General features: G+C 51.2%; 28 protein-coding genes. 26 read left to right on the plus strand and 2 right to left on the minus strand.

The window, feature by feature from the left end:
- Window positions 1–331 precede the first annotated feature (331 nt).
- The 4 genes from cspG to C2U43_RS08835 all read left to right on the plus strand — a co-directional run bounded on the left by cspG (window position 332) and on the right by C2U43_RS08835 (window position 1,425).
- The gene (gene cspG, locus C2U43_RS08820; protein WP_000066494.1) at window positions 332–544 is read left to right on the plus strand and encodes a cold shock protein CspG; all 213 of its coding nucleotides are present in this window, start codon (window positions 332–334) and stop codon (window positions 542–544) included.
- A 10-nt stretch (window positions 545–554) separates the two neighbouring features.
- Window positions 555–743, plus strand: coding sequence for a cold shock small protein YmcF (ymcF, locus tag C2U43_RS08825; RefSeq protein WP_057069020.1), 189 nt, complete (start codon window positions 555–557; stop codon window positions 741–743).
- A gap of 73 nt (window positions 744–816) precedes the next feature.
- Window positions 817–1,047, plus strand: coding sequence for a hypothetical protein (locus C2U43_RS08830; RefSeq protein ID WP_000756041.1), 231 nt, complete (start codon window positions 817–819; stop codon window positions 1,045–1,047).
- A gap of 204 nt (window positions 1,048–1,251) precedes the next feature.
- A complete protein-coding gene (locus C2U43_RS08835; protein ID WP_001100119.1) occupies window positions 1,252–1,425 on the plus strand; it encodes a GnsA/GnsB family addiction module toxin in 174 nt (57 codons plus the stop codon).
- 372 nt (window positions 1,426–1,797) lie between these two features.
- Here C2U43_RS08835 and C2U43_RS08840 read toward each other — a convergent pair whose 3' ends face one another.
- Window positions 1,798–2,337 (minus strand): cytochrome b, encoded by a 540-nt coding sequence (locus C2U43_RS08840; RefSeq protein ID WP_103284970.1) that lies wholly within the window; start codon window positions 2,335–2,337, stop codon window positions 1,798–1,800.
- Window positions 2,338–2,612: 275 nt separating this feature from the next.
- Between C2U43_RS08840 and C2U43_RS08845 the strand changes: the two genes are divergently transcribed.
- Window positions 2,613–2,975: an HNH endonuclease gene (locus C2U43_RS08845; RefSeq protein ID WP_079938066.1), complete on the plus strand. Its 363-nt coding sequence runs from the start codon at window positions 2,613–2,615 to the stop codon at window positions 2,973–2,975.
- A 135-nt stretch (window positions 2,976–3,110) separates the two neighbouring features.
- On the opposite strand, the gene C2U43_RS08850 is transcribed toward C2U43_RS08845, so the two are convergent.
- Window positions 3,111–3,626: a hypothetical protein gene (locus tag C2U43_RS08850; RefSeq protein WP_061381138.1), complete on the minus strand. Its 516-nt coding sequence runs from the start codon at window positions 3,624–3,626 to the stop codon at window positions 3,111–3,113.
- A gap of 232 nt (window positions 3,627–3,858) precedes the next feature.
- On the opposite strand from C2U43_RS08850, the gene C2U43_RS08855 reads away from it, so the two are divergent.
- The 21 genes from C2U43_RS08855 (at window position 3,859) to C2U43_RS08965 (ending at window position 24,908) form a co-directional block, all read left to right on the plus strand.
- Complete coding sequence (locus C2U43_RS08855; protein ID WP_042309017.1) at window positions 3,859–4,293, plus strand: phage terminase small subunit P27 family; 435 nt, start codon at window positions 3,859–3,861, stop codon at window positions 4,291–4,293.
- The gene (locus C2U43_RS08860) at window positions 4,293–6,014 is read left to right on the plus strand and encodes a terminase large subunit (protein WP_079938065.1); all 1,722 of its coding nucleotides are present in this window, start codon (window positions 4,293–4,295) and stop codon (window positions 6,012–6,014) included. The genes C2U43_RS08855 and C2U43_RS08860 overlap by 1 nt, the downstream gene beginning before the upstream one ends.
- 172 nt (window positions 6,015–6,186) lie before the next feature.
- Window positions 6,187–7,446, plus strand: coding sequence for a phage portal protein (locus C2U43_RS08870; protein ID WP_103284971.1), 1,260 nt, complete (start codon window positions 6,187–6,189; stop codon window positions 7,444–7,446).
- 36 nt (window positions 7,447–7,482) lie between these two features.
- Window positions 7,483–8,403, plus strand: a complete 921-nt coding sequence (locus tag C2U43_RS08875) for a S49 family peptidase (RefSeq protein WP_032949501.1) — start codon at window positions 7,483–7,485, stop codon at window positions 8,401–8,403.
- Window positions 8,404–8,475: 72 nt separating this feature from the next.
- On the plus strand, window positions 8,476–9,762 hold the full coding sequence (locus C2U43_RS08880) for a phage major capsid protein (protein WP_103284972.1): 1,287 nt from the start codon (window positions 8,476–8,478) through the stop codon (window positions 9,760–9,762).
- A 97-nt stretch (window positions 9,763–9,859) separates the two neighbouring features.
- Window positions 9,860–10,237, plus strand: coding sequence for a hypothetical protein (locus C2U43_RS08885; RefSeq protein WP_103284973.1), 378 nt, complete (start codon window positions 9,860–9,862; stop codon window positions 10,235–10,237).
- Complete coding sequence (locus tag C2U43_RS08890) at window positions 10,218–10,535, plus strand: head-tail connector protein (RefSeq protein ID WP_003832371.1); 318 nt, start codon at window positions 10,218–10,220, stop codon at window positions 10,533–10,535. The genes C2U43_RS08885 and C2U43_RS08890 overlap by 20 nt, the downstream gene beginning before the upstream one ends.
- Window positions 10,532–10,882, plus strand: a complete 351-nt coding sequence (locus tag C2U43_RS08895) for a phage head completion protein (protein ID WP_103284974.1) — start codon at window positions 10,532–10,534, stop codon at window positions 10,880–10,882. The genes C2U43_RS08890 and C2U43_RS08895 overlap by 4 nt, the downstream gene beginning before the upstream one ends.
- Complete coding sequence (locus C2U43_RS08900; RefSeq protein ID WP_103284975.1) at window positions 10,851–11,240, plus strand: hypothetical protein; 390 nt, start codon at window positions 10,851–10,853, stop codon at window positions 11,238–11,240. Before C2U43_RS08895 ends, C2U43_RS08900 begins: the two co-directional genes overlap by 32 nt.
- Window positions 11,237–11,638 (plus strand): HK97-gp10 family putative phage morphogenesis protein, encoded by a 402-nt coding sequence (locus tag C2U43_RS08905; protein ID WP_103284976.1) that lies wholly within the window; start codon window positions 11,237–11,239, stop codon window positions 11,636–11,638. The genes C2U43_RS08900 and C2U43_RS08905 overlap by 4 nt, the downstream gene beginning before the upstream one ends.
- A gap of 33 nt (window positions 11,639–11,671) precedes the next feature.
- Window positions 11,672–12,154 carry a hypothetical protein gene (locus C2U43_RS08910; RefSeq protein ID WP_003832379.1) on the plus strand — a complete coding sequence of 161 codons (483 nt, stop codon included), beginning with the start codon at window positions 11,672–11,674 and terminating at the stop codon, window positions 12,152–12,154.
- 61 nt (window positions 12,155–12,215) lie between these two features.
- The gene (locus tag C2U43_RS08915; RefSeq protein WP_075847155.1) at window positions 12,216–12,578 is read left to right on the plus strand and encodes a phage tail protein; all 363 of its coding nucleotides are present in this window, start codon (window positions 12,216–12,218) and stop codon (window positions 12,576–12,578) included.
- Between the two features lie 250 nt (window positions 12,579–12,828).
- Window positions 12,829–16,170, plus strand: a complete 3,342-nt coding sequence (locus C2U43_RS08925) for a phage tail tape measure protein (RefSeq protein ID WP_103284977.1) — start codon at window positions 12,829–12,831, stop codon at window positions 16,168–16,170.
- Window positions 16,171–16,503 (plus strand): phage tail protein, encoded by a 333-nt coding sequence (locus C2U43_RS08930; RefSeq protein WP_103284978.1) that lies wholly within the window; start codon window positions 16,171–16,173, stop codon window positions 16,501–16,503. It abuts the gene before it with no gap.
- Window positions 16,504–16,511: 8 nt separating this feature from the next.
- A complete protein-coding gene (locus C2U43_RS08935) occupies window positions 16,512–17,207 on the plus strand; it encodes a phage minor tail protein L (RefSeq protein ID WP_103284979.1) in 696 nt (231 codons plus the stop codon).
- 11 nt (window positions 17,208–17,218) lie between these two features.
- Window positions 17,219–17,953: a C40 family peptidase gene (locus tag C2U43_RS08940; protein ID WP_103284980.1), complete on the plus strand. Its 735-nt coding sequence runs from the start codon at window positions 17,219–17,221 to the stop codon at window positions 17,951–17,953.
- Window positions 17,851–18,528, plus strand: a complete 678-nt coding sequence (locus tag C2U43_RS08945) for a tail assembly protein (RefSeq protein WP_103284981.1) — start codon at window positions 17,851–17,853, stop codon at window positions 18,526–18,528. The genes C2U43_RS08940 and C2U43_RS08945 overlap by 103 nt, the downstream gene beginning before the upstream one ends.
- Before the next feature lie 71 nt (window positions 18,529–18,599).
- A complete protein-coding gene (gene gpJ, locus C2U43_RS08950) occupies window positions 18,600–21,986 on the plus strand; it encodes a phage attachment tail tip protein J (RefSeq protein WP_103284982.1) in 3,387 nt (1,128 codons plus the stop codon).
- Window positions 21,987–22,039: 53 nt separating this feature from the next.
- Window positions 22,040–23,947: a prophage tail fiber N-terminal domain-containing protein gene (locus C2U43_RS29730; protein ID WP_158654529.1), complete on the plus strand. Its 1,908-nt coding sequence runs from the start codon at window positions 22,040–22,042 to the stop codon at window positions 23,945–23,947.
- Between the two features lie 11 nt (window positions 23,948–23,958).
- Window positions 23,959–24,543, plus strand: coding sequence for a DUF4376 domain-containing protein (locus C2U43_RS08960; RefSeq protein ID WP_079938053.1), 585 nt, complete (start codon window positions 23,959–23,961; stop codon window positions 24,541–24,543).
- Window positions 24,543–24,908 (plus strand): DUF1353 domain-containing protein, encoded by a 366-nt coding sequence (locus tag C2U43_RS08965; protein WP_079938052.1) that lies wholly within the window; start codon window positions 24,543–24,545, stop codon window positions 24,906–24,908. The genes C2U43_RS08960 and C2U43_RS08965 overlap by 1 nt, the downstream gene beginning before the upstream one ends.
- Window positions 24,909–24,919 lie beyond the last annotated feature (11 nt).

The raw sequence follows: 24,919 nt of genomic DNA on the forward strand, positions 1-24,919 counted from the left end.
TGAAGGAAATACGACTCTTCCTTGAGTCAAAATCCCTGACAACTTAGGGTGATAGATAAAGGTCTTACGCAGCATGACATAATTTTCGATTTAAGCTATTTAAATTAATTTTTATGATCAAAACCCACTGAGATTTACTTACAAAACTAAACCTTGCTATGTTTGGTTAATCATGCGTTAATGAATGTCTGGTTTGTAACGAATTTATCTGAAGCAGTCGCTGTAATAATTTTATTCCTTGTTCCTGTTGAGATTTCCTTGTTAGCTTTTCTCTCTGATAATTTTTTTCGGACCATTCTGCCCAAGGGCTTACTCAATAAAGGTAATGTTTATGTCTAATAAAATGACTGGTTTAGTTAAATGGTTTAATCCTGAAAAAGGTTTTGGTTTTATCACTCCAAAAGATGGTAGTAAAGATGTGTTTGTTCACTTCTCTGCTATCCAGAGTAATGATTTCAAGACGCTGAATGAGAATCAGGAAGTTGAATTTAGTGTTGAACAGGGACCTAAAGGCCCCACGGCAGTTAATGTCGTGGCTGTATAAGGTAACTGTTATTACTAATAATATTCACTTCAGATGTCCGTGTTGCCACGGATCTCAGTACCGAACGTCAAACTTTGATGTTACTGAAAAAAATCCTTTCGGAGCAAAATGTATTTTTTGCAAATCAACAATGATTACATTTGATAATATTGCACTGTACATTCGTTCTGGTCAGTCTTCGTTAGAATTCAGAAAATAAATTTCAGGCTCCTTATGGAGCCTTTTTTGTATGCTGAACCGACAATCTCTGTAAGAGACATCACGGTAAAATTATGAAAAAAGTCATCGTTTTTTTTAATGCAGAACCTGCAGTTGTTGTAACCGTAATGAAAGGTATTACTACGATAATGCGTGAGTTTCCCAATGGGGAAAAAGCACACCTACCCGTGATGTCAGCGGGATTTCCATCTCTGACAGGAGACCATAAAATAGTTTATGTAGCCTCTGATCGTGATGTCAGTTCAGAAGAGATCCTCGAGGCAGCATCGAAGCTTTTGAAATGAGATCTGGTTGTTTCGTGACCGACCCGGATTTTAGTACAGTGGTTTGTGTGGTCGCGAGCTCTTTTGTATGAAGATTGTACTGCAAACTATTGATAATTGAGTCTTTCTATTCTATCTTTTAAACATATCAGCGCTTATACAAGTGCTCTACGGGGAATGTAACATGCTTGGCGTTGATACGTTAGAGATCAAGAGAGGTAAACAATGAACGTCGAAGATTTAAAAAGAAAAACTGAAGCGGATATTTCTGAATTCATCACAAAAAAAATTATTGAACTCAAAAAAAAGACAGGAAAAGAAGTTTCCGATATCCAGTTTAATGCTCGTGAAAAAATGACTGGGCTTGAAAGCTATGATATTAAAATCACATTAATCTAATTGTTATAAGATTCAGTTCGAGTGAAAAAGCATTATCTTGAAAGGTAATGCTTTTTTATTTCTGTCATAAAATTTAGAACGTTGTCAAAGCCTTCACTTCTAACCACAGATTTTCTGCTTACCTTTTAACGGGTCCTCCTTGACGATTCTGACCATCGAGGGGCAGCAGCGGCGCGGGATTTGGAGCATTTTTGATTCTTCACGCAACCATTTCAGCATTTGATGCTGATGACGGAACACTATCCCCGAATACACTGGGTTTGTTGCATTCTCTGATTCAAAAGAACACGGTGTGCTTCAACTTGGCTGAGCAGGCATTACAGCAGACATTCACTGAGTGCCTGCTGTAATGTTAAACATTAAAATTTGTATTTATTTCTTATCGTTACAATCAGGGATCATCCTCAAAAGAGTGTTATCTTTCTGGACGTAGTGATGGAATAACGCTGCACCAGCATGCGCTGCGATTAAAAAATATCCGATGTTTGCCAGTGTTTCGTGAGTATCTTTGATAAGTGATTTTGTTTCCCCGTCAGGAATAACGAACGATGCAACGTTAAAACCTAATAAACTCCAGTCCTTTCCACCGTAAGCCATAATTGCAATACCTAATAATGGTAGAGCCAAAAAAGAAATGTACAGCAGGATATGCATTATTTTAGCAGCCATCATCTGCCAGGCTGGTGGGGGGGGAGTGATAGCTGGATCATGATACTTATGTTTAATAATTAATCGTATTATCATTAAAAACCAGACAAACACCCCAACATTGTAATGTGTTTCTTTCATGAGAAGGTAGGTGTTACTGCCTTTGGGAAACCAGCCACGAAGCTCCATAGCTGCATAGGTTATCGCTATTAATATCAGGGTTAGCCAGTGTAAGCGAATCTGAAGTTTTGAGAATTTGACCATTATTCTTGCCTCAAACGGTGTATTACATCGACCATAAATCATGAAGCTTAACAAATCCTTATTTTTGTTGAGAGATTAAGAGTTTGTTATTCCAGCGATCTCACTTGAATGTTTTGATAATAATTCTCATTTTTATTTCTTTCTGATAATCCTTGATGTTACGGGGCAAGAACCGCGCAGATTCTCGCTATTTATGAGAACTTTCAATAAACTACTGGTTCATTTTTACTTTCCGCCTATTACACAATTTGTATCCAACAAACAGGACTATGCCGATGCCAGCACGTGCTAAACGCCCATGCCGACACAAAGGGTGTGCGGCAATCACCAACGATGTCAGCGGATATTGTGACCAACACCGAAAGCAGCATGCTGGTGACGGCTGGCGGAATTATCAGTCAGGAAAGAGCAGACAAGAACGTGGATATGGGCGGCTCTGGGAAATTAAACGAGCGCGTATCCTTCAGCGTGATAAATACCTGTGTCAGAACCATCGCCGGCAGAAGATAGCGAAGAAAGCGGAAAGCGTTGACCACATCATTCCAAAAGCTCATGGCGGTACTGATGACGATTCCAATCTTGAGTCGTTGTGCTGGGAATGCCACAGAGCGAAGACAGCAAGAGAACGTATCCGATGATAATATTCACTGCTGTAATGCATAAGAACAGTTTCTACATTCATGCAGATACCCGGAAGGAATTTTGGGTGTTTTTAAGTAAAACACTGGGATGGGGCAAATTTGAGTTAATTCGCCCCTCTGACGAGTTTAGCCCTACTGGAGGGTTGTTTGAATTAGTCGAAGTGCGTTCGGCAGATTCAGAACCCCCTGAGTCAGTAACTGTAGGGTCAAATGTTTTATGGCGTCTCCCGGAAGCTCTCGGAGTTTTGAAATCAATCCCTTCTTCTGATCTTCAGATATATTTGCGACACGGATTATATCCTCAAGGGCAACAATCGTGTCATTGTGTAACCGAACGGTTTGAACCTTAAGGATCGCACTTAAGCCGCCATCATCAAGAAGAAAATCAATTCCTTTCTCAGTAATGTTGCAGTACGGGGCGTTGAAAATAAAATCAACGCCAGCCATGGTTTCGCTGCGTACGAAGGGTGTAGAAACAAGACCATGCATTTCAAGGTATAGCATGCACGCCACAAAGTGATCATAGTTATCAAACTTCTCAATGAGGTCTCGCTCCTGTGCCTTGTTTAAAGAGTTAGGAGCACAATCTATAAGAGCGTTGAGGATCTCAAGTTGTAAGGCTCTATCATATTTTCTGGTTTTATCCATTTCTTAGACTCCATCGTTTATTTATTGAGATTAACTGAAGACACTATGCTGAACATCCTGATGGATGACCAGTATCTGCTTTTGCATGCTTTCTTGCTGTCATCTTCAAGGGGGAGGGGGGATCAAATCCCTGACCCCTTTCGCGCTTCAGGACTGCCGCCTGAAGGCCATTTTTGCACGTCATAAATAAGGATCTTTTTTCCGGTAGGTTTTACCTATTAAAAGAGGAGTTATGGCTGGTGGAATTCGATCGTCTGGAGGGGGGAGAAAACCCATCTTACCCGCCGGGCAAAAAAGTAAATTAACCCGAATTGCACCTCCTGCAGAGTTAATGGGGGAGGCTGCTATCAGAATGTGGAAGACCCAAAGCAAAATCCTGATCGAAAGAGGCGTATTTGAACTTGAAGATGCCCCCTTACTTTTAGCCTACTGCAATGCCTTCCATCTCATGCTTGAAGCTGAAAAATTACTGGCTTCAGGACTGACAACTGAAAGTGAAATGGGAGGATTAAAAAAACACCCTGCAGTTAACGTCCGAAATGATTCAGTTTCCCAGATTGCCCGTCTGGGCTCACTTCTGGGGTTAGATCCGCTCAGCCGTATCAGAATGACCAGTGGCAGAAATGCTCCTGACGATGACGGGAATGAATTTGATGAGTTTGACTGATGGCTACATATCCGAACGTCAATGCAGCGAACCAGTATGCAAGAGATGTTGTTGGCGGGAAGATCCTAGCTTGTCAGTTAACTGTGCTTGCCTGTCAACGACACCTTGATGATTTGGAACGTGCGAAGGATCCTGCCTGGCCTTACCGGTTTGATAAAAACAAGGCCGAGCGATTTTTGCGCTTTGCTCAGAAGATGCCTCATACGGCCGGTGAATGGGCCAGGAAGAAACTACGCATAGAATTTGAGCCCTGGCAAAAGTTTGCTCTTGGTGTGCCATTTGGTTGGGTTAATAAGAAGTCCGGATTCCGCCGTTTTTCTGAAATATATATTGAGGTTCCCAGGAAAAATGGGAAGTCCGCAATTGCAGCTGCCGTTGGTAATTATATGTTTTGCGCTGATGGGGAACATGGTGCAGAAGTGTACTGTGGCGCCACTACAGAAAAACAGGCCTGGAAAGTCTTCTCTCCCGCTCTACAAATGGTAAAAAAACTCCCTGCATTGCGACAAAAATACTCAGTCAAACCCTGGGCGAAGAAAATGACCCGTCCGGATGGCTCTGTTTTTGCGCCAGTCATCGGCGATCCTGGTGACGGCGATTCCCCTTCATGTGCAATTATTGATGAATATCACGAGCACCAAACAGATGCTCTTTATACGACTATGACAACAGGAATGGGGGCAAGGGAACAACCTATCACTCTGATCATTACAACTGCGGGTTATGACATTACTTCTCCGTGTTATGAGAAACGTGCGCAGGTGGTGGAAATTCTGCGCCGGAATCGGGTGGGGGAAGAAAATGAAACGATTTTCGGTATTATTTACGGTCTTGATGATGATGACGACTGGACAAAACCTGAAGCATTAATCAAAGCAAATCCAAACTTTGGCATTTCCGTAAAAGAACACTTCCTGCGCGCAAAACAATTGCTTGGAATATCTAACCCCAGCCAGACGAACAAAATTCTTACCAAGCATTTTAACCGATGGGTAAGTGCCAAGACGGTTTTCTATGATCTGCAAAAATGGATGGCTGCAGCGGACAATAGTCTCAAGTTGTCTGATTTCGCCGATGAAGATTGCTGGTTGGGGATAGACCTTGCGTCCAAGGTTGACCTGAATGCGGTCGTACCAGTATTCAGACGGGAAGTGGATGGTATTACGCATTTCTACTGTGTCAGTCCGATGTTCTGGGTGCCTGAAGATACGGTTTACTCACCAGATCCCACATTGAAAACCACTTCTGACCGCTATCAGTCATTTGTTAAACAAGAGGTTCTGATACCGACAGAAGGTGCGGAAGTGGACTATCGGCTTATTTTTGAGTCAATCCTTCAATTACGTCAGCGTGTAAAAATCGTTCAGTGTCCTATTGATCCTTACGGTGCAACATCATTACGACACATGCTTGAAGAGGAGGGGCTGGAGCCAGTTGAGATCAGGCAAAACTTCACCAACATGAGTGACCCAATGCGTGAAATCGAGGCCGCGCTTGCATCAGGACGTTTTCATCATGACGGCAACCCTATCATGAACTGGTGCATCCAGAATGTTATTGGGCGTTATTTGCCTGGAAGCGATGATATTGTCCGCCCCGGCAAGGAGGGGAAGCAAAATAAAATTGATGGTGCTGTAGGATTACTTATGGGGATCGGACGGGCCATGCTGAACAGTACAGTAAGTAAATCGGCTTATGATGAGGAAGATATTACATGTTAATCACAGTCCTGAGTTTTATTATCGGCCTCGTTGGTGTCGGCTTATTGTCGACCGGCGCCTGGCTTATTTCTCCCTCCGTCGGATTTATTACCGGCGGCTTAATTTGCCTGATGTGGTCGTTTTTAATTGCGAGATCCATATCTATAAGATTTCACAAACCAGGGGGTGAGTAATGTTTATCCCCCAGATGTTTCGGGGTAAATCGCGATCAGGAAGTGGATTCTGGGAAACCATGCTGGGAGGAGTGAGTTCGAGTCAGAGTAAGGCTGGGATAATCATAACTCCTGAAACTGCGATGGCATTATCAGCTGTTCGGGCATGTGTAACGCTTCTGGCAGAATCTGTAGCGCAACTGCCGTGTGAGCTTTACAGACGAGGTGCTAACGGAGCCCGTAAGCGAGCTACTGACCACCCCGTTTATGATCTTGTACATTCCCAGCCTAATAAAAAGGACACCTCTTTCGAGTATTTTGAGCAACAACAGGGCTTGTTAGGGCTGGAGGGCAATTGTTACTCGATTATCGACAGGGACGGGAAAGGTTTCCCGAGGGAATTAATCCCGGTTAATCCCAAAAAAGTCATCGTCCTGAAAGGGCCAGACGGGATGCCCTATTATGAACTCCCCGAAATTGGCGAAACGTTGCCAATGCGCATGATGCATCATGTGAAAGTATTTTCGCTCGACGGTTATATCGGCAGTTCTCCAATCCAGACAAATGCGGATGTACTTGGGTTAAACCTGGCTGTGGAAGAACATGCTGCTCAGGTTTTTCGTCGAGGTACGACGATGAGTGGTGTTATTGAGCGTCCAAAAGAAGCCGCGACAATAAAAAACCAGGATGCAATAGACAGACTGCTGGCAAAATGGACGGATCGTTATTCTGGTGTCAGGAATGCTTTCTCTGTTGCACTCCTCCAGGAGGGGATGAGTTATAAACAGTTATCTCAGGATAACGAGAAAGCTCAATTATTGCAGTCCCGACAATGGGGCGTGGAAGAAGTGTGCCGGCTCTATAAAATCCCGCCTCATATGGTGCAGATGCTGGAGAAAGCCACGAATAACAACATTGAGCACCAGGGGCTGCAGTTTGTGATGTACACGCTGTTGGCCTGGCTGAAGCGTCATGAAGGCGCATTAATGCGCGATCTGCTTTTACCCAGCGAGCGCGGTGATCTGTACATTGAATTCAATGTTTCTGGCCTGCTGCGCGGGGATCAGAAGTCACGCTATGAATCTTATGCATTAGGCCGCCAGTGGGGCTGGTTATCGGTTAACGACATTCGCCGCATGGAGAACCTTCCACCCATCGCCGGAGGGGATAAATACCTGACGCCTCTGAATATGGTCGACAGTAAACAAATCTTACCTGGCGATAACACGCCAACAGCAAAACAACTGGCAGAAATCAACTCTATTCTGTCCAGAAACTGAATATCACCCGCAGTGCGGGCTGACCTGGTAAACATCATGACAAAAAATTTAATTAATCTGCCGCATCTGGCGGCTATGGTCTTTGGTGTTCCACATTACGTGACACGACAGACAATGGATTCTGTAAAAGCTGTGCTGGTTCCCCGTATTCAGGGATTATCAGAAGAGGCTGGAATTCACATGACGCAGGAGCCTGATAACAATCAGGCGCCAGATTTGGTTCAACCAGCTGGTGGAATGGCAGTTATTCCTGTTCACGGCATTCTGGTTCCGCGTCGTGGGCAAATTACTGCAATGTGTTCTGAACTTACCAGCTATGAGCGCATACGTAGCCAGGTGCATGCTGCATTAAATGACCCTTCCATCAGTGAAATTGTGCTGGATATAAATTCTGGTGGTGGTGCGGCGGTTGGATGCAAGGAACTGGCCGATTATATTTTCCAGTCACGTCAAACTAAGCCTATTACTGCAATTGTGAACTACAGCGCCTATTCTGCGGCTTACTTTATCGCTTCGGCCTGCAGCAAAATTGTAGTCAGCCAGACCAGTGGAGTCGGCTCGATTGGAGTGATTATGGAACACCTGGATACTTCCAGGATGGAGGAGCAAATGGGGTTAACATTCACCACGATTTTTCGGGGAGATAACAAAAATAACGGTACACAACATGAGCCACTGAGTGAAGACGCTCGGGGAATGTTCCAGAGGATGATTGACGATATGTACGAGACGTTTATTACCTCTGTAGCGGAATACCGGAATCTTGCCCCTCAGACGGTGATTAACACGCAGGCCGGAATCTATTTCGGCGCTGATTCCATTTCTGCTGGTCTTGCCGATGAAGTTTCGGATCCTCAGTCTGCGATTAATGCCATTGCAGCAAAGTACAAACAACCTCAACAAACCACTTCCATAAAGTTGCAGGCCGCCGCGATGGACCTGCAAACCAGAATGTGACCCGGCGCTAATGCGTCATTACCAGAAAGCAGCCTGTTGGCTGCTTTTTTTATGCCAAAAAGAGAGAAAACTATGCCACAGATTGAAGAATTACGTCGTCAGCGTGCGGGTATTAATGAACAGGTACAGGCCCTGGCCACGATTGAAACTACCGGTGGAACGCTGACAGCGGAGCAGTTAACCGAATTTGCCAGCCTGCAGCAGCAGTTTACAGATATCAGTGCCAAAATGGAGCGTCTGGAAACAGCTGAACGTGCTGCAGCGCTTGTTGCCAAACCGGTTAAAGGTACACAACAGGCTCCGGGTATCAGCGTTAAAGCAGAGCCAAAGCAATATACCGGCGCAGGAATGACCCGTCTGGTGATGTCGATTGCGGCAGCACAGGGTAACGTCCAGGATGCTGCTAAATTTGCAGCTGAAGAACTGAATGACCCGTCTGTCTCGATGGCCATCAACACTGCCGCCGCGTCAGGTGGCGTTCTTATTCCGCAAAACCTGCACAGCGAGGTGATCGAACTGCTGCGCGATCGCACCATCGTCCGTAAGCTGGGCGCGCGCTCCATTCCGCTGCCGAACGGCAATATGGCGCTGCCGCGTCTGGCCGGTGGTGCGACGGCGAGCTACACCGGGGAAGGCAAGGATGCGAAAACATCAGAAGCGCGCTTCGATGATGTGAAACTCACTGCGAAAACCATGATTGCAATGGTGCCTATCTCCAACCAGCTGATTGGTCGTGCTGGCTACAACGTGGAGCAGCTGGTCCTGCAGGATATTCTGACCGCGATTTCTGTTCGTGAAGATAAAGCCTTTATGCGCGATGACGGTACCGGTGATACGCCTGTCGGTATGAAAGCGCGGGCAACTGAGTGGAACCGCCTGCTGCCGTGGGAAGCTGCTGCAGAGGTTAATCTGCAGACGATTGATACCTATCTCGACAACATTATCCTGATGGCTATGGACGGGAACAGCAACATGATCAGCTGCGGCTGGGGCATGTCGAACCGGACCTACATGAAACTGTTCGGTCTGCGCGACGGTAACGGTAACAAGGTCTACCCGGAAATGGCCCAGGGGATCCTGAAGGGATATCCGATTCAGCGTACCAGCGCTATCCCGGCAAACCTCGGTGACGCAGGCAAAGAGTCGGAAATTTACTTCGCTGACTTTAATGATGTGGTTATCGGTGAAGACGGCAACATGAAGGTGTCGTTCTCGCAGGAAGCCTCCTACCAGGACGGGGATGGCAATCTGGTTTCCGCGTTCTCCCGTAACCAGTCGTTGATCCGCGTGGTGACGGAGCACGATATCGGCTTCCGTCATCCGGAAGGTCTTGTTCTCGGGACAAAAGTGCTGTTTTAACCGGTCCTGCACGCTGTGCGACCACGGTCGCACAGCGTAAAAGCACGTAATCCCCCAGGCCCGCAGCAGCGGGTTTTTTCTTTTCAGGAGCAAAACGATGACGACGAAAGCAGCAAAAGCAGCGGCAGCGGCGGCTGCAGCCGGTGATGTGAAAAAGCCGGATGAACTGACGCCGGAAAATACAGTGGACGGGGATGGCGGTCAGAATACTGCAGCGGGTTCAGGTGATGCCGGTGTTGATCTGACCGGAAGTGAAACAAACGGGGCCACGGGCCTGACGGGAGCAGAAGTGGCGCGGAAAGCTGTTTTTTTCCTGGGACCCTATCATCGTTATTCACGCGGTGATACGGCCTGTTTTGATGCTGAGTACGCAGAGAAACTGGTTGAACGCCATATTGCGGTATGGCCAGAAGATGCGGAAAAGGCGCTGAGTCCCCGCAAGGGAGCCGATGACCATGATACTGACATTGGATGATGTGAAAACCCAGCTCCGTCTGGAGCCGGATTTCACGGAGCATGACGACATGCTCACTAAAATGGTGGCGGCAGCGCAGAAGAGTATTGAGCGTGACTACTACTGCAAACTGGTGGGAAGCGATGACGAACTGCAGGCGCTGCCGGAAGGTGTACGCGGTTTTGTGGCGGATGAAGATATCCAGCTGGCCATGCAGTATCTGGTCGGGGATGCGTATCTGAATGGTTTCACCGGTCAGTGGCTGGAGACGGCTGCGGTCCGGCACCTTCTTTTCCCGTTGCAGGAGAACACCGTATGAGCCTGAAGCCGGAAGAGATGACCTGCCGTCTTTCGATTGGGTATATGCAATCCGGCCGGGGGCCGCTGGGTGAACATCTGCCGGAACAACTGGTCGCGACCGGGAAAGCCTGGGCGAAGCGCGAACTGGTGTCGGGCAGAAAGGTCCGCACACTGGATCAACAGCAGGTTGTTGAAACGTGTCTTTTTTCCACTCATCCGAACCTGAATATTGATATCGACTGGAAAATAACGACGTCTGACCGGGTTTATACCGTTCGTAACGTCGAACGTCTTGCGGACCGCATCATCATCACAGGGGAGGCAGACGCACGTCATGATCGAGCTGGCATTAAAGGCAGCACTTGAACGCCTGACCGGGCTGGATGTTTATCCTCTGCTTCTGCCCGATGAGTTGCAGGAGGGGATTACTTACCAGTGTATTTCCGATCCGGAGCTGTACGCCGGACTGTTGCGCACAGGTCTGATTGCGGGCCGCTTCCAGATAGCGATTCATCTGCTTAATGACTACACCCGCCTGTTACAGCTGGATAAGAAAATCAGCGCGGAATGGACTGCTATCGTGCATGGCCAGCTGGAGGGCTTTCCCGTACAGAATGTGGTCCGTGGGGGAATACAGCAGAGTAAAACGGTACTGACCAGCGGCAATATTCAGTACCGGCTCGTCCGGGATTTTACCTTTCACTACCAGGACGCTTCACCATGATCACTATGGACGTAAAAGGGCTGGACGAGCTGGAGCGGCAGCTTACCGCGCTCGGTGAAAAGGTCGGCACGAAGGTGTTACGTGATGCAGGGCGTGAGGCGCTGAAAGTGGTGGAAGAAGACATGAAACAACATGCCGGCTTCGACGAGGCGTCCTCTGCAGAGCATATGCGTGATTCCATCAAAATTCGCTCATCCACCCGAAAAGGTCGCGGAAATACAGTGGTCACCCTTCGGGTTGGCCCCAGCAAAAAGCATTACATGAAAGCGCTGGCCCAGGAGTTCGGGACGGTTAAACAGGTTGCCGATCCGTTCATCCGTCCGGCACTGGATTACAACGTCCGGCAGGTTCTGCGCATTCTGACCGTAGAAATCCGCAATGGCATTCAGAACAGGTAGCAACCGCTGCCCACTATTTAAGAGAGAATCATTATGGCTGATGAAAATAACACGCCAAAATCATCCCCTGAGTACGCAATGCTTCCTGCCGGGACGGTGGTGAAGTTCGGCGAGGTGGGGGCCGCTGTGGCGGCGCTCAAACCCCTGATTAACTGTAAGGCACTGGGCGCGACAGGTCAGACGGGAGGATTTGTCGACTGTACCACCCTGCTGGACAAGAGTAAGCAGTCGGTGTCAGACCTGCCGGAAGGGCCGGAGAAATCGCTGGGATTCATTGACGACCCGGAAAACGAAGATTTCACCGCGTTCCTCAATGCTGCAGAGCAGCGTAAGACCGTTCAGTTTTATATTGAGCTGCCGAACAAAAGAACGGCTTCAATGATCCTTGCGCTTTCAGGCTGGCAGATGAACGAAATCACAGCGCCTGCCAGTGAAGTTATCCAGATTACGGTGCAGGGTAAGCAAAACAACATTAAATGGGGGATCGCCGCGCCGGCACCAGATGCCGGAGCGTAATCTGTTTCCCGATATACACCGCCTCCGGGCGGTTTTTTTCGTCTGAAAAACAGGATACACCATGTCTGAATTTAGCCTCTCCGCACTGAAAAATGCACTGCTCAAAACGAAATCCACGCCCACTGAAACTGAAATTTTAGGCACAAAGGTTTACCTGCGTCGGCTGACGGCGGCTGAGCTTATTGATCATGAAGATGCGCTCATCGAGGCGCAGACCTCTGGCAATGCCCGCCTGGCGTCTGAGCTGAGCGTACAGATTGTTATCGACAGCCTGGTTCAGCCTGACGGCTCGCCGATTAAAGCCAAAGACAAACCCACGGCGAAGGAGCTGCTGGCGGCACACGATAACGTTGTGCTTCTGGATGCCATCGACAAAGTGAAAAAGCACGCCATCGGTAAGCTGGAAACCGCCGAAAAAAACTGAGTGACTCGCCCTGGCTGGAGCTGATTTTCTGGCTGGCCGACCGCTGGGGCGAGCCTGACCCGTCAAAAATTGCGGCGCTTCCGGCTGACACGCTTTTCCACTGGCGAGCTTTCTTCCTCAAGCAGGGCATTTTCAAAAAGCCTTGCCGGGAAGAGCCGGACAGTAATCCGCCCCCTGTTAAATCCCCCACCGCCGCCGTGAATCCGAGTCTGGATGCGCAGTGTGCGGCAGTCATGAAGGTATTAATGTAATGGGTGACGTTGCCTCTCTTGCCGTTGGGCTGCATCTGAATGCAGCGAACTTTAAATCGCAGCTGATGAGCGCCTACGGCAGCGCTGAGAGTCAGTCACGCCAGTTTAACCGCAATGCCCAGGCTGATGCGAAAAAGACGGAGGATGCCTATAAGTGTGTTTCTGCTTCGGTATCAGGGCTGGCTGGCAGGCTGGCAGGTTTTGTCGGGGCGGGTTTATCGCTGGGCACCATTATTAACACTACGCGGCAGTACAGCCAGTTGCTGTCGGATTTGCAGGCCATCACCGGTGCCACCAGTGCGCAGATGAAACTGTACGATCAGGCAGCGCAGGAAATGGTCCGCACAACGGAATACAGCGCATCGCAGGCTGCCGAGGCCATTAAGCTGATGGCTTCGGCAAAGCCTGAACTGCTGAGTACCTCTGCGGGGCTGACGGCGGCGACCAAAAGCGCGTTAACGCTGGCCCAGGCGGCAGGGACCACGCTTCCGGATGCCACCCGAACGCTGGCGCTGTCGTTAAACCAGTTTGGGGCGGGAGCCAGTGAAGCCGACCGGTATATCAATGTGCTGGCTGCCGGCGCGAAATTTGGTTCGTCGGAGATAGCCGATACTGCTGCTGCTATTAAAAATGGCGGGGTGGCAGCGGCACAGGCTGGCGTAGGTTTTGAAACCCTCAATGCCGCCATACAGGTACTGGCGGAGCGTGAGGTTAAAGGCGGCGAGGCCGGAACCGCGCTGCGTAACGTGATCCTGAATCTGGAGAAGGGAACCGATAAAACCCTGAAGCCTTCTGTTGTCGGGCTGAGTCAGGCACTGGAGAACCTGGCCGGGAAAAATCTGTCAACAAAGCAGGCCGTGAAGCTGTTCGGGGTGGAAAACCTCAGCGCGGCATCCATCCTGGTGCAGAACCGCGAGAAGGTGGAGTCGCTGACCGCCGCCCTGACCGGTACACAGACCGCACATGAGCAGGCCGAAATCAGGGTAAATAACCTCAACGGCGATCTTCTCAGCCTGACTTCGGCTTTTGAAGGTCTGATTATTAAGGTGGGACAGAGCGGAAACGGCCCGCTGCGCAGTGGTGTTCAGACCGTTACTGATGCCATTAATGGCCTGACGGATAATTTTAATACGGTCGCCAACGTTGCGCTGTATACGCTGATTCCTGTTCTGGCGACAAAACTGACGGCAGGTATCAGGGGCAACATTGGTGCCTGGGTGGAGCAGCAGCAGGCAGTCAGGGCCAGCGCGATGGCGCAGGCCGATATGGCGCGAAAAACGCTGGAAAGTACCGCCGCCACGCTGGCACAGAATAACGCAGAATTCGGGCGTTATCGGGAAATGGAGAAAAGTGCCAGACAATTTGGCCTTAACGTCAGTTATCAGAGTGAGTTTAACCGCTTAATCCGGCAGGAAACCGAGCAGACACTGCTCTCCACACAGGCAAAGAGCCAGCTGAATGCTGCCAATAAACAGCTTTCCGTTTCAGCCCGCGCAGTCTCTGCAGCAGTAGGTATGGCCAGAGGGGCGCTGGCACTGGTTGGCGGTCCGGTGGGTGCGGCGATGCTGGCAGGTTCTGCATTGCTATATTTTTGTGATCAGGCAAATCAGGCAAGACAATCGGCGATTAATTTGAAAGATGCGGTTGTTGAAACCAATGAAGAGTTGATGAAACTCACCGTCAACCAACTTTCGTCTAAACAATATAATTTACAAGAAGAATATCAAAATCAAATTATTCAAAGGAATAAATTAGCTAAGGAAATTCAGGACAGAGATAGCTCCATCAGTGATTATGATAATAATAAAGGAAATATTTTATATCCTGAATGGAATGCTAAAAGGCTTAAAGTAAATCAGGCGGATGCAAAAGGTCTGCTTGATGATTTAGATTTAGCAATGAAAAAAACCGAGGAAAGGCTTGATAGAATCGGGAATGTACTTTCTCTTAATAAGCTGAATTTAGGTCAGAAAATATTAAACCTGTCAGGTGATTTAAATACCATTAATCCACCTGGTTCAACGGGAGAAAAACCGACTGGCACATGGACAGGTGAAGGTGAAGAGTCTGGTAAAGGTAATAAAGGGAAAAAAGAGAAAGTTAACCAGTATGAGCAACTGCGACGTGAAATCGAAGCGGCACATGCCTCCAGTCTCGGACGTATCAACCTGCAGGAGCAGGAAAGCGCCAGAAAACTCCTTGAAGCCGCCCGCGCTGACGGAGCCAGCGAGGCCGATATTCAGAAAACGTTGCTGCTGAATGCTGAAAACTATCAGAAACAGCGCCTCGAACTGGCAGAACAGTATGCGCCAGCCAGAGCAACTCTTACGAAAGAGCGTGAAGCGAGCCAGGAGCTGAAGTCGCTCCTGAATGCCCGTATTCTGGATGAAAAGGAATACCAGACGGCCAGAATCACACTGGCACAAAGTACGGCCCGCGAACTGTTACAGGCACAGGCAGCGGCAATGTCTGCCCCTCTGATTGATATCGCCGGGACGGTTGATCCGCTGGTTGAACTGCGTAATCAGCTGACTGAGCGCCAGTCACTGCTGCAGGCGTTTTACCAGAATGATGCGATCAACAAAGAGCAGTACGAACTGCTGAAGCAAAAGGCGGATAAAGATTCTGCTGATGCGCAGTACCAGACGGCGGTGGAGCTTTATAAGTCGCAGGGAAACCTGAACAGCCTCGCCATTGGCCTGATGGAAACCACCCAGGAGCGAACCTCCAACATGCTGACCGGCATGCTGAACGGTACACAGACACTCCGGGACGGGATGATTGGGTTATTTTCCTCCCTGACACAGTCGGTGATTAAAAACCTTGTCGATATGGCAGCGCAGGCGCTGATTACCAACACCATCCTGAAATCCATTATGGGCATTGGCGGCAGTCTTTTTGGCGGCGCAGCCACCGCGAGCACCGGCACGGCCATCAGCAGTTTTGGCAGCAGTTTTAGTTTTAATGCGAAGGGCGGTGTTTATGACTCACCTTCATTAAGTGCCTACAGCAACGGCATCTATGACAGCCCGACCCTGTTTGCTTTTGCAAAGGGGGCTGGCGTGTTTGGTGAAGCTGGCCCGGAAGCCATTATGCCTCTGGCGAAAACGACTGACGGTACGCTGGGTGTCAGGGCGCTGAGTGACCCGGGTTCCTCTGGTGGTGGTATGAATGGGGGGATTGTTTATTCACCTGTGTATCACATTGCCATTCAGAATGACGGGCAAAACGGGCAGATAGGGCCGCAGGCATCGCAGATGCTGGTCAAAATGATTGATACGCGTGTCATGAGTATCCTGAGAACTCAGGGACGTGATGGCGGCATGCTGGCGGGAGGATAAGTGAAAACCTTTCATTGGGCACCCAGGGAGGGGATGCAGTCTTCTGTTTCCCCTTCGGTGACAACCATAAAATTTGGGGATGGCTATGAGCAACGTCGCCCGACCGGACTCAACCATCAGTTAATTAACTTCCAGCCTGTTTTCCGTATCACGTCGGACAATTCCCGCACCGCACTTGAAGCGTTTCTGGCCGGGCACGGAGGATATAAAGCCTTTCTGTGGCGACCGCCAAAATACAACCGCACGATTAAAGTTGTCTGCCGGGAGTGGTCTGTTACGGACAACGTCACGTATTCCGATTTCAGCTGTAAATTTGAGCAGGTCATTGCTTAAGGATCCTTATGCAGGATATTCCTCAGAACACCCTCAGCGAAACCACGAAAACCGAACAGTCGGCCCGCATTGATTTGTGGGAAATCGACCTGACGGCCTTTGGTGGCCAGCGTTACTATTTTTCAAATGAACAGAACGAGAAGGGCGAGCCGGTCACCTGGCAGGGCCGTAAGTATGACGTTTACCCGATACAGGGAACCGGGTTCGACCTGGTAGGGAAAGGGACTACCGCCCGCCCGACGCTGGCGGTGTCGAACATGTTTGGCATGGTTACGGGACTTGCGGCAGATATGCAGAGCCTCGTCGGGGCCACGGTGGTAAGGCATGTTGTGTACGCCCGTTTTCTCGATGCGGTGAACTTTACAGGCGGTAACCCGGAGGCCGATCCGGAACAGGAAGTGGTCAGCCGCTGGGTGATTGAACAACTGTCAGAGCTGAAAGCCACCACGGCGACCTTCGTGCTGGCCACGCCGACCGAAACGGACGGCAGCGTGTTTCCGGCGCGGATCATGCTGGCTGATGTCTGCAACTGGACCTACCGTTCTGAGGAGTGTGGCTATGCCGGGCCGCCTGTGGCGGATGAATTTGACAAGCCCACGGCAGACCCGGCAAAAGATGCCTGCAGCAAATGCCGTACCGGCTGCGAGCTGCGTGATAACCTGCCGCGCATCGGCTGCTTCCTCTCCATTAACCGTCTTTCCTGATGGGTACACCCATGAACAAAACTATCCTGGTGCATGCCGCTGTGTGTGCACCGGCTGAATCGTGCGGCTGGGTGGTGAACACGTCTGCAGGGGAGCGGTATTTTCCCTGCCAGAATCTTTCCGCTGAACCGACAATGTATTTTCGTATGGATCCGGCAGATTACCTTCAGGCACAGGCGGCAGGTGATGTGGTGGCCCTGGTCCACAGCCATCCCGATGGCCTGCCGTTTCTCAGCGATGTTGATCGCCGCCTGCAGGTGCAAAGTGGCCTGCCGTGGTGGCTGGTCTGCGATGACCGGATATACAAATTTCGCTGTATGCCGTTCCTTACCGGGCGGGCATTTGAGCATGGTGTGACGGACTGTTACACCCTGTTCCGCGATGCGTACCATCTGGCCGGTATTGAGATGCCGGATTTTGCGCGGAAGGAGGACTGGTGGAAGCAGGGGGATAATCTGTATCTGGATAATCTGGAGGCGACCGGTTTTTACCGGGTGAATGCCACAGAAGCCCAGCCCGGAGACATTCTGATTTGTTGTTTTGGTTCATCGGTTGCCAACCATGCCGCGATTTACTGCGGCGATGGCGAGCTGCTGCACCATATTCCTGATCAGCTCAGTAAACGCGAGAGGTATACCGACAAATGGCAACGCCGCACACACTCGATATGGCGACACCGGGCATGGCACGAGTCTGCCTTCACGGGGATTTACAACGATTTGGCCGCCGCTTCAGCCTCAGTATAAAAACGGGGGCTGAGGCCATTTACGCGCTGGCCATGCAGGTTCCGGGGTTCCGGCAGAAAATGAATGATGGCTGGTATCAGATACGTATCGCCGGTCAGGATGTGAATGAAACCAGCCTGTCAGCCCGTCTGCACGAGCCGCTGCCGGACGGGGCCATTATTCATATTGTCCCGCGTATGGCAGGGGCTGGAAAAGGTGGTCTGTTCCAGGTGGTGCTGGGTGCTGTGGCAATCGGCGCATCCTTTTTTACGGCGGGGGGAAGCCTCGCTCTGTGGGGATCCGCGTTATCTGCCGGTGCTATTTCAGCATCTTCAGTCCTGTTTTCTATGGGGGCGGCCATGATGCTGGGTGGTGTGGCGCAGATGCTGACACCGCAGGCAAAAATCCCCTCGTCCCGGCAGACCGATAACGGCAAACAGAACACCTATTTTTCGTCGCTGGACAACATGATGGCGCAGGGTAATGCCCTGCCGGTGTTGTACGGTGAAATGCTGGTCGGCTCCCGCACGATCTCCCAGGAAATCAGCACACGGGATGAAGGTGGCGGGGGGCAGGTGGTGATCATCGGTCGCTGACTTACTGCAGCATATTTGTATTTACATAGAACCGCCTCCGGGCGGTTTTGTCGTTTCAGAAGGAACAGATTATGGGTAAGGGTGGTGGCAGCAGTAAAACGCCGCATGAGGCTCCTGACGACCTGAAATCCAGCCAGATGCTGACCGTTGTTGATGCCATCTGCGAGGGGCCGATAGAAGGCCCCGTGGACGGGCTGAAAAGCGTCAGAATTAACAAAACGCCGGTCCTCGACAGCGACGGTAACGCGATGGTTCACGGTGTCACCGTGGTTTACCGCGTGGGGGAGGATGAGCAGACCGCGATGGAGGGGTTCGAAGACTCCGGCGCTGAAACCCTGCTGGGTGTGGAGGTGAAGAAGTCAGAGCCGGTGACCCGCACGATTACCACCAAAACGCTGGACCGTCTGCGCTTTACCTTTGGTGTGCAGTCGCTGGTCAGTAACAGTACCAAAGGCGACCGCAACCCGACCAGCGTACAGATGCAGATCCAGTTTCGCCGGGAAGGTAAGTGGCAGGTGGAACGGAATATCACCATTACAGGTAAAACGACCACGCAGTTTCTGGCATCCGTGGTGATTGATGATTTGCCGCCCCGGCCGTTTGAAGTCCGCATGCTGCGCCTCACTGATGACAGCACGACAGACCTGCTGCAGAACAAAACGGTGTGGTCGGGTTATACCGAAATCATCGATGTGAAACAACGTTACCCGAATACCGCTGTTATCGGCGTAAAAGTGGATGCGGAGCAGTTTGGCAGCCAGCAGGTCACGCGAAACTATCTCCTGCGCGGGCGTATTGTGCCGGTGCCGTCGAACTACGACCCGTTAAAACGGATCTATACGGGACTCTGGGACGGGACGTTTAAACCCGCCTGGACAGATAATCCGGCCTGGTGTGTGCTGGATATGCTGACTCACCCGCGCTATGGCATGGGAAGCCGCATTGGTGTTGCGGATGTGGACAAGTGGGCGCTGTATGCCATTCCACAGTACTGCGATCAGCCTGTTCCTGACGGTTTTGGCGGGACAGAACCACGTATCACCTGCAATGCGTATCTGACGGACCAGCGTAAAGCCTGGGACGTGCTGGGGGACTTCTGCTCCCTGATGCGCTGCATGCCGGTGTGGAACGGCAGTAAACTGACCTTTGTGCAGGACCGGCCCGCCGATAAAGTCTGGACCTATACGCAGAGTAATGTGGTGATGCCCGCTGACGGTGCGCCGTTCATCTACAGCTTCAGCGCCCTGAAAGAGCGCCACAATGCCGCCGAGGTCCGTTACACCGACCCGAACAACGGCTGGGAAACATCCACCGAACTGGTGGAAAACGATGCTGCCATCCGGCGCTACGGTCGCAACGTTCTGAAGATGGATGCGTTCGCCTGTACCAGCCGTGGGCAGGCGCACCGCGCCGGACTATGGGCCATCACCACCGAATTGCTGGAAACGCAGACGGTGGATTTTTCCGTAGGGGCTGAGGGGCTGCGACATGTTCCCGGCGATATCATTGAGGTCTGCGACAGTGATTATGCTGGCGTGACCGTGGGCGGACGCATCCTGTCGGTCGACAGCCTTACGCGCACGCTCACGCTGGACCGTGAGGTGGAGATACCGGCAGGCGGCAATGTGGTGCTGAACCTGGTGGGCAGCAATGGCCAGCCTGTTACCGTCGCGGTCACCGCGCACCCCGCCCCGGACCGCGTCACCGTCAGCCAGTTACCCGATGGCGTGGCGGAGTACAGTGTGTGGGGGCTGAAACTGCCGGACCTGCGCCAGCGGCTGTTTCGCTGCGTGGCCATACGGGAAAACGATGACGGCACGTATGCCATTACCGCCGTACAGCATGTTCCGGAGAAAGGATCCATCGTGGACAACGGGGCGACGTTTGATCCGTTACCGGACACCGGTATCACGAATACGCCGCCTGCCGTGCAGCACCTGACCACAGAGATTCTGGCGGAGGACGGGCAGTATCAGGCGCGGGCGCGATGGTCAACTCCGCGTGTGGTGAAGGGGGTTAACTTCTCCCTGCGCCTGACGGTGAAAGCGGAAGATAACAGCGACCGTCTGGCCAGCAGCCTGACTCTGAGCGAAACGGAGCACACCTTCCGCAACCTGACGCCGGGGCGTTACACCCTGACGGTCCGGGCAGTGAACAGCCAGGGCCAGCAGGGCGACCCCGCCAGCACGGATTTCAGCATCGCCGTACCCGCAGTACCGTCTTATGTTGAACTGACTCCCGGCTATTTTCAGATAACCGCCACCCCGCGCCAGGCAGTATATGACCCCACGGTGCAGTATGAATTCTGGTTTACGGTTACGCAGATTGCCGATATCCGCCAGGTGGAAACCGATGCGCGTTATCTCGGCACCGCGCTGTACTGGATTGCAGCAAACGCGAATATCAAACCCGGCAAGGATTATTACTTTTATATCCGGGCCGTGAACCAGGTCGGGAAATCGGCGTTCGTGGAGGCTAAAGGGCAGGCCAGCAACGATGCGGCGGGTTACCTGGATTTCTTCAAAGGGGAAATCACCGAAAGCCACCTGGGGAAAGAGCTGCTGGAGAAGGTGGAGCTGACGGAAGACAACGCCAGCAGGCTGGATCAGTTTTCGGAAGAATGGCAGGACGCGAACGGCAAATGGAATGCCATGTGGGGTGTGAAGATAGAGCAGACCAAAGACGGGAAGCACTATGTGGCTGGTCTGGGCCTGAGCATGGAGGACACTGAAGAAGGGAAGGTAAGCCAGTTCCTGGTGGCAGCAAATCGTATCGCGTTTATCGACCCGGCAAACGGCAATGAGACCCCGATGTTTGTGGCTCAGGGTAACCAGATATTTATGAACGAGGTGTTCCTCAAATATCTGACGGCTCCCACTATCACCAGTGGCGGTAACCCACCGACCTTTACGCTGACGCCTGACGGCAAACTGACCGCCCGTAATGCGGATATCAGCGGCCATATCAGTGCGAACTCTGGTGCTCTCAACAATGTGACGATTGAGGAAAACTGCACCATAAAGGGGACGATGCGGGCAGAGAAGATTGTCGGCGATATCGTTAAAGCAGTTGGGCGGGCTTTCCCCGGAATTCCGGGTTTTCCGAATGGAACCCTCACGGTCCAGATACAGGATGATCACGATTTTGATCGGCAGATAATTATTCCACCCATCACTTTTGCAGGAGCAAGTGGGCAATCAGCCACAAGTAATGACCGGTGGACAGATTGTGGGCTTGTTGTGAAGCACAACGGCAGAGAGATATACAACGCATATCCCGCAATTCCAACGAAATCATTCAGTACGGTCATTGATATGCCTGCCGGAGCTGGAAATGTGACCATGAGCTTTACGGTTTCAAGCAAGGGTAATGGTGGCGGCGGTGATACTCCTGCTTTTATCAGTAACCTGCTGGTCATGGTGGTGAAGAAGAACAGCACAGGCATCAGCATTTACTGATGACTGAATCCCAAAATGAGCACTCATTCGGGCTTTTTTTGTATGGAGGAATTATGGCAGTACTTATCTCTGGCGTATTAAAAGACGGGGCGGGGAAACCGGTACAGGACTGCATCATCCAACTGAATGCGAAGAAAACCAGCGCGACCGTTGTTGTGGAGGTTATGTCATCCTCTGTTACGGACGCGAACGGCTATTACAGCATTGAGGCTGAACCGGGTTATTACAGTGTGTCACTGCAGCGGGAAGGTTTTCCTCCCTCAGTGGCTGGCGATATTTACGTGGCCCCGACCGATACGCCGGATACCCTGAATGCGTTTCTCGATGCGCCAAAGGACGCGGACCTTCGTCCGGAGGTGATGAAACGTTTTGAGGAAATGGTAAACCGCGTAGTGGATTTGAGCGGTGCAACAGAGAAGGATAGGGAACGAGTCGAACAGGCCGCACAGTCAGCGGAACAGAGTAAAGACGCGACAGCGTTGTCTGCAACGGCTGCGGCAGAGTCACAGCACCAGGCGGCACTCTCTGCGGGTGCTGCTGATGATTCTGCCCGGTCTGCTGCAGTTAATGCCCGACAGACCGCGCAGAACGTTCTGGCCAGCAGTGCAGATGCTGACAGTGCGGCAAAGTCGGCACAGACAGCGACGGAACAGGCCGGAAAGGCAAAGATCGCCGCTGATGCGGCACAGAAAGCGCAGCAGGAGGCAGGCGCTTTGGCACAGTCTGCAGCAGGGAGTGCCGGAAGTGCAGCTGCATCAGCACAAACAGCGGGTGAGCATGCCGGTAATGCAGCCGCATCTGAAACCTCAGTGCGTGAAAGCGCCCTCACGGCTACACAGGCTGCAGAACAGGGGGATAACAGCGCTGCAGCTGCAGCGATAAGTGAACTGCATGCCAGGGAGTTCAGTGAAAAGGCCGCTAAATCAGAGACTGCGGCATCAGCCAGTGCAGAATCGGCATCAGCAAGTGAAGCATCAGCCCTGCAGTCAGCCAAAACGGCTGAGAACCAGAAAAATCAAGCAGCTGAGAGCGCCACCCGCGCAGAACAGGCCAGAGATGAGGCCCTGACGCTGCGCGATGAAGCTCAGGAAGACGCCCTGAATGCCCGGAACAGTGCACAGGCTGCTGCTGCCAGTGAAAAAGAAAGTGGACAGGCAAGGGATGAGGCACAGCTTCTTGCTGAACAGGCCAGAAGTGCAGCCTCAAAAGCCGCCGCTGATACCATTAAAGAGATACAGGAAAGTGAAGACCTCAGTGGTCCGCCAGGTCCGCAGGGGCCAGCAGGTGCAAAAGGTGAAAAGGGGGACAAGGGAGACACGGGGTTAACGGGGGCAACAGGACCAACTGGCCCTGCAGGTCCGCAGGGACCGGCAGGTGCAAAAGGCGAAAAGGGTGGCAAGGGAGACACCGGGCTAACAGGGGCAACAGGACCAACTGGCCCTGCAGGTCCGCAGGGACCGGCAGGTGCAAAAGGCGAAAAGGGTGACAAGGGAGACACCGGGCTAACGGGGGCAACAGGACCAATAGGCCCTGTAGGACCGCAGGGACCGGCAGGCGCAAAAGGGGATAAGGGAGATAAAGGGGATACCGGGTTAACTGGACCACAGGGACCTGCAGGCGCAAAGGGAGCAACAGGCGCTACTGGACCGCAAGGGCCGCAGGGACCAGCAGGCGCACCAGCGGGTGCACTTTATGCTGTAGGTACATTTGCGCTGGCATATATGCCATCGCCTGGAGGGGTAGGTACTAATCCAGGTACAAGTTATTCGGGGGGAAGTTTAATAGCGTGTGGAATTATCAGCAACAGAGATGGTAAAGCGTCGTTTTGTATTATGAGTCGTAATGGCAAATTTACTTTGCCGGGTACATGGCGTTCGTGTGGAATTGCAACCAATTCTTCTGAAGGTCTGGCTGGGTCTATTTTGGATTTCTATGCAGGTCTTTTTCAGCGAATTTCATAAAAGGAGATTATATGAATATTGAGGGCATTCAGGCTCCTGAGTGGGCGAATAAAGAACATACAGCGATTAACTGCAGGGTTAAATTTGCAGAGTTTGATGAGTTTCTGCCGTTCACTGCATGCCCGAATGATTTTGAGGAGCATGGACGCCGTATCTACAGCGAGCTTGAATCAGGAAAGTATGGACCTGTCGCCCCTTATATTGTGACTGACAAGATGGTGGAGGATTTACGTAACCAGAAACTGGCTGAAATCAGCAACTGGCGGGACGTTCAGGAAAACGCCAACATTATTTTTGAACTGGACAATCGCCGGTGGGATGGAGGCAAAGCGTCGCAGGAGCGTCTTGCGCCCGTGGTTATGGCTGCCAGTGCAGGAAAGTTACCTGTGGGATTCTTCTGGACGGATGCAGATAACCACGATGTTCCGGTGAATTTTGCGTTCCTGCAACAGCTGGAGGCAGCGATGGTGCAGGCAATGGTAATGCACGGCTTCAGAATTCACGAACGGCAGCGACAGATGAAAGAAGAGGTGACAAAGCTGACAGATATGAGCGCCATAATTGCTTACCAGCCAGGATGGCCGGAGGGGGCATAATGAGTCGCTTTACCACGCCAGCAATACTGGAAATGCTGGATCACTACCGATGGCGCGTATACGCGCCATTTTCGTTTTATCTGTCTGACAATAGCAATGATGTGATTGAGGTACCTGCAGGCTTCGTGACGGACCTTGCCAGCGTCCCGCGCATTCTGTGGATATTGTTGCCTCCTGACGGGAAGTATGCCAAAGCCGCCATTATTCACGATTACCTTTACGACAATGCATTGCGCACAAAGGCTGAAGCTGACCGGATATTCCTTGATGGGATGACGGTGCTGGGTGTGCCTAAGTGGAAGCGTATGTTGATGTATGGAGCAGTGAAGTTGTTCGGCAGAGGGCGTTATCCGATAGTGTATTAATGCTTCATTCT

It is taken from the genome of Citrobacter freundii complex sp. CFNIH9 (assembly GCF_002903305.1).
Taxonomy (GTDB): Bacteria; Pseudomonadota; Gammaproteobacteria; order Enterobacterales; family Enterobacteriaceae; genus Citrobacter; species Citrobacter portucalensis.

What these genes read in the sequence shown, in the direction of transcription:
- C2U43_RS08850 (WP_061381138.1), bottom strand. Translation starts at nt 3,626, where the DNA reads ATGGATAAAACCAGAAAATATGATAGAGCCTTACAACTTGAGATCCTC.
- C2U43_RS08900 (WP_103284975.1), top strand. Translation starts at nt 10,851, where the DNA reads ATGATCGAGCTGGCATTAAAGGCAGCACTTGAACGCCTGACCGGGCTG.
- C2U43_RS08835 (WP_001100119.1), top strand. Translation starts at nt 1,252, where the DNA reads ATGAACGTCGAAGATTTAAAAAGAAAAACTGAAGCGGATATTTCTGAA.
- C2U43_RS08965 (WP_079938052.1), top strand. Translation starts at nt 24,543, where the DNA reads ATGAGTCGCTTTACCACGCCAGCAATACTGGAAATGCTGGATCACTAC.
- C2U43_RS08940 (WP_103284980.1), top strand. Translation starts at nt 17,219, where the DNA reads ATGAACAAAACTATCCTGGTGCATGCCGCTGTGTGTGCACCGGCTGAA.
- C2U43_RS08875 (WP_032949501.1), top strand. Translation starts at nt 7,483, where the DNA reads ATGACAAAAAATTTAATTAATCTGCCGCATCTGGCGGCTATGGTCTTT.
- C2U43_RS08845 (WP_079938066.1), top strand. Translation starts at nt 2,613, where the DNA reads ATGCCAGCACGTGCTAAACGCCCATGCCGACACAAAGGGTGTGCGGCA.
- C2U43_RS08925 (WP_103284977.1), top strand. Translation starts at nt 12,829, where the DNA reads ATGGGTGACGTTGCCTCTCTTGCCGTTGGGCTGCATCTGAATGCAGCG.
- C2U43_RS29730 (WP_158654529.1), top strand. Translation starts at nt 22,040, where the DNA reads ATGGCAGTACTTATCTCTGGCGTATTAAAAGACGGGGCGGGGAAACCG.
- C2U43_RS08880 (WP_103284972.1), top strand. Translation starts at nt 8,476, where the DNA reads ATGCCACAGATTGAAGAATTACGTCGTCAGCGTGCGGGTATTAATGAA.
- gpJ (WP_103284982.1), top strand. Translation starts at nt 18,600, where the DNA reads ATGGGTAAGGGTGGTGGCAGCAGTAAAACGCCGCATGAGGCTCCTGAC.
- C2U43_RS08960 (WP_079938053.1), top strand. Translation starts at nt 23,959, where the DNA reads ATGAATATTGAGGGCATTCAGGCTCCTGAGTGGGCGAATAAAGAACAT.
- C2U43_RS08895 (WP_103284974.1), top strand. Translation starts at nt 10,532, where the DNA reads ATGAGCCTGAAGCCGGAAGAGATGACCTGCCGTCTTTCGATTGGGTAT.
- C2U43_RS08885 (WP_103284973.1), top strand. Translation starts at nt 9,860, where the DNA reads ATGACGACGAAAGCAGCAAAAGCAGCGGCAGCGGCGGCTGCAGCCGGT.
- C2U43_RS08855 (WP_042309017.1), top strand. Translation starts at nt 3,859, where the DNA reads ATGGCTGGTGGAATTCGATCGTCTGGAGGGGGGAGAAAACCCATCTTA.
- C2U43_RS08910 (WP_003832379.1), top strand. Translation starts at nt 11,672, where the DNA reads ATGGCTGATGAAAATAACACGCCAAAATCATCCCCTGAGTACGCAATG.
- C2U43_RS08935 (WP_103284979.1), top strand. Translation starts at nt 16,512, where the DNA reads ATGCAGGATATTCCTCAGAACACCCTCAGCGAAACCACGAAAACCGAA.
- cspG (WP_000066494.1), top strand. Translation starts at nt 332, where the DNA reads ATGTCTAATAAAATGACTGGTTTAGTTAAATGGTTTAATCCTGAAAAA.
- C2U43_RS08860 (WP_079938065.1), top strand. Translation starts at nt 4,293, where the DNA reads ATGGCTACATATCCGAACGTCAATGCAGCGAACCAGTATGCAAGAGAT.
- C2U43_RS08945 (WP_103284981.1), top strand. Translation starts at nt 17,851, where the DNA reads ATGGCAACGCCGCACACACTCGATATGGCGACACCGGGCATGGCACGA.
- C2U43_RS08890 (WP_003832371.1), top strand. Translation starts at nt 10,218, where the DNA reads ATGATACTGACATTGGATGATGTGAAAACCCAGCTCCGTCTGGAGCCG.
- C2U43_RS08870 (WP_103284971.1), top strand. Translation starts at nt 6,187, where the DNA reads ATGTTTATCCCCCAGATGTTTCGGGGTAAATCGCGATCAGGAAGTGGA.
- C2U43_RS08830 (WP_000756041.1), top strand. Translation starts at nt 817, where the DNA reads ATGAAAAAAGTCATCGTTTTTTTTAATGCAGAACCTGCAGTTGTTGTA.
- C2U43_RS08840 (WP_103284970.1), bottom strand. Translation starts at nt 2,337, where the DNA reads ATGGTCAAATTCTCAAAACTTCAGATTCGCTTACACTGGCTAACCCTG.
- C2U43_RS08905 (WP_103284976.1), top strand. Translation starts at nt 11,237, where the DNA reads ATGATCACTATGGACGTAAAAGGGCTGGACGAGCTGGAGCGGCAGCTT.
- C2U43_RS08915 (WP_075847155.1), top strand. Translation starts at nt 12,216, where the DNA reads ATGTCTGAATTTAGCCTCTCCGCACTGAAAAATGCACTGCTCAAAACG.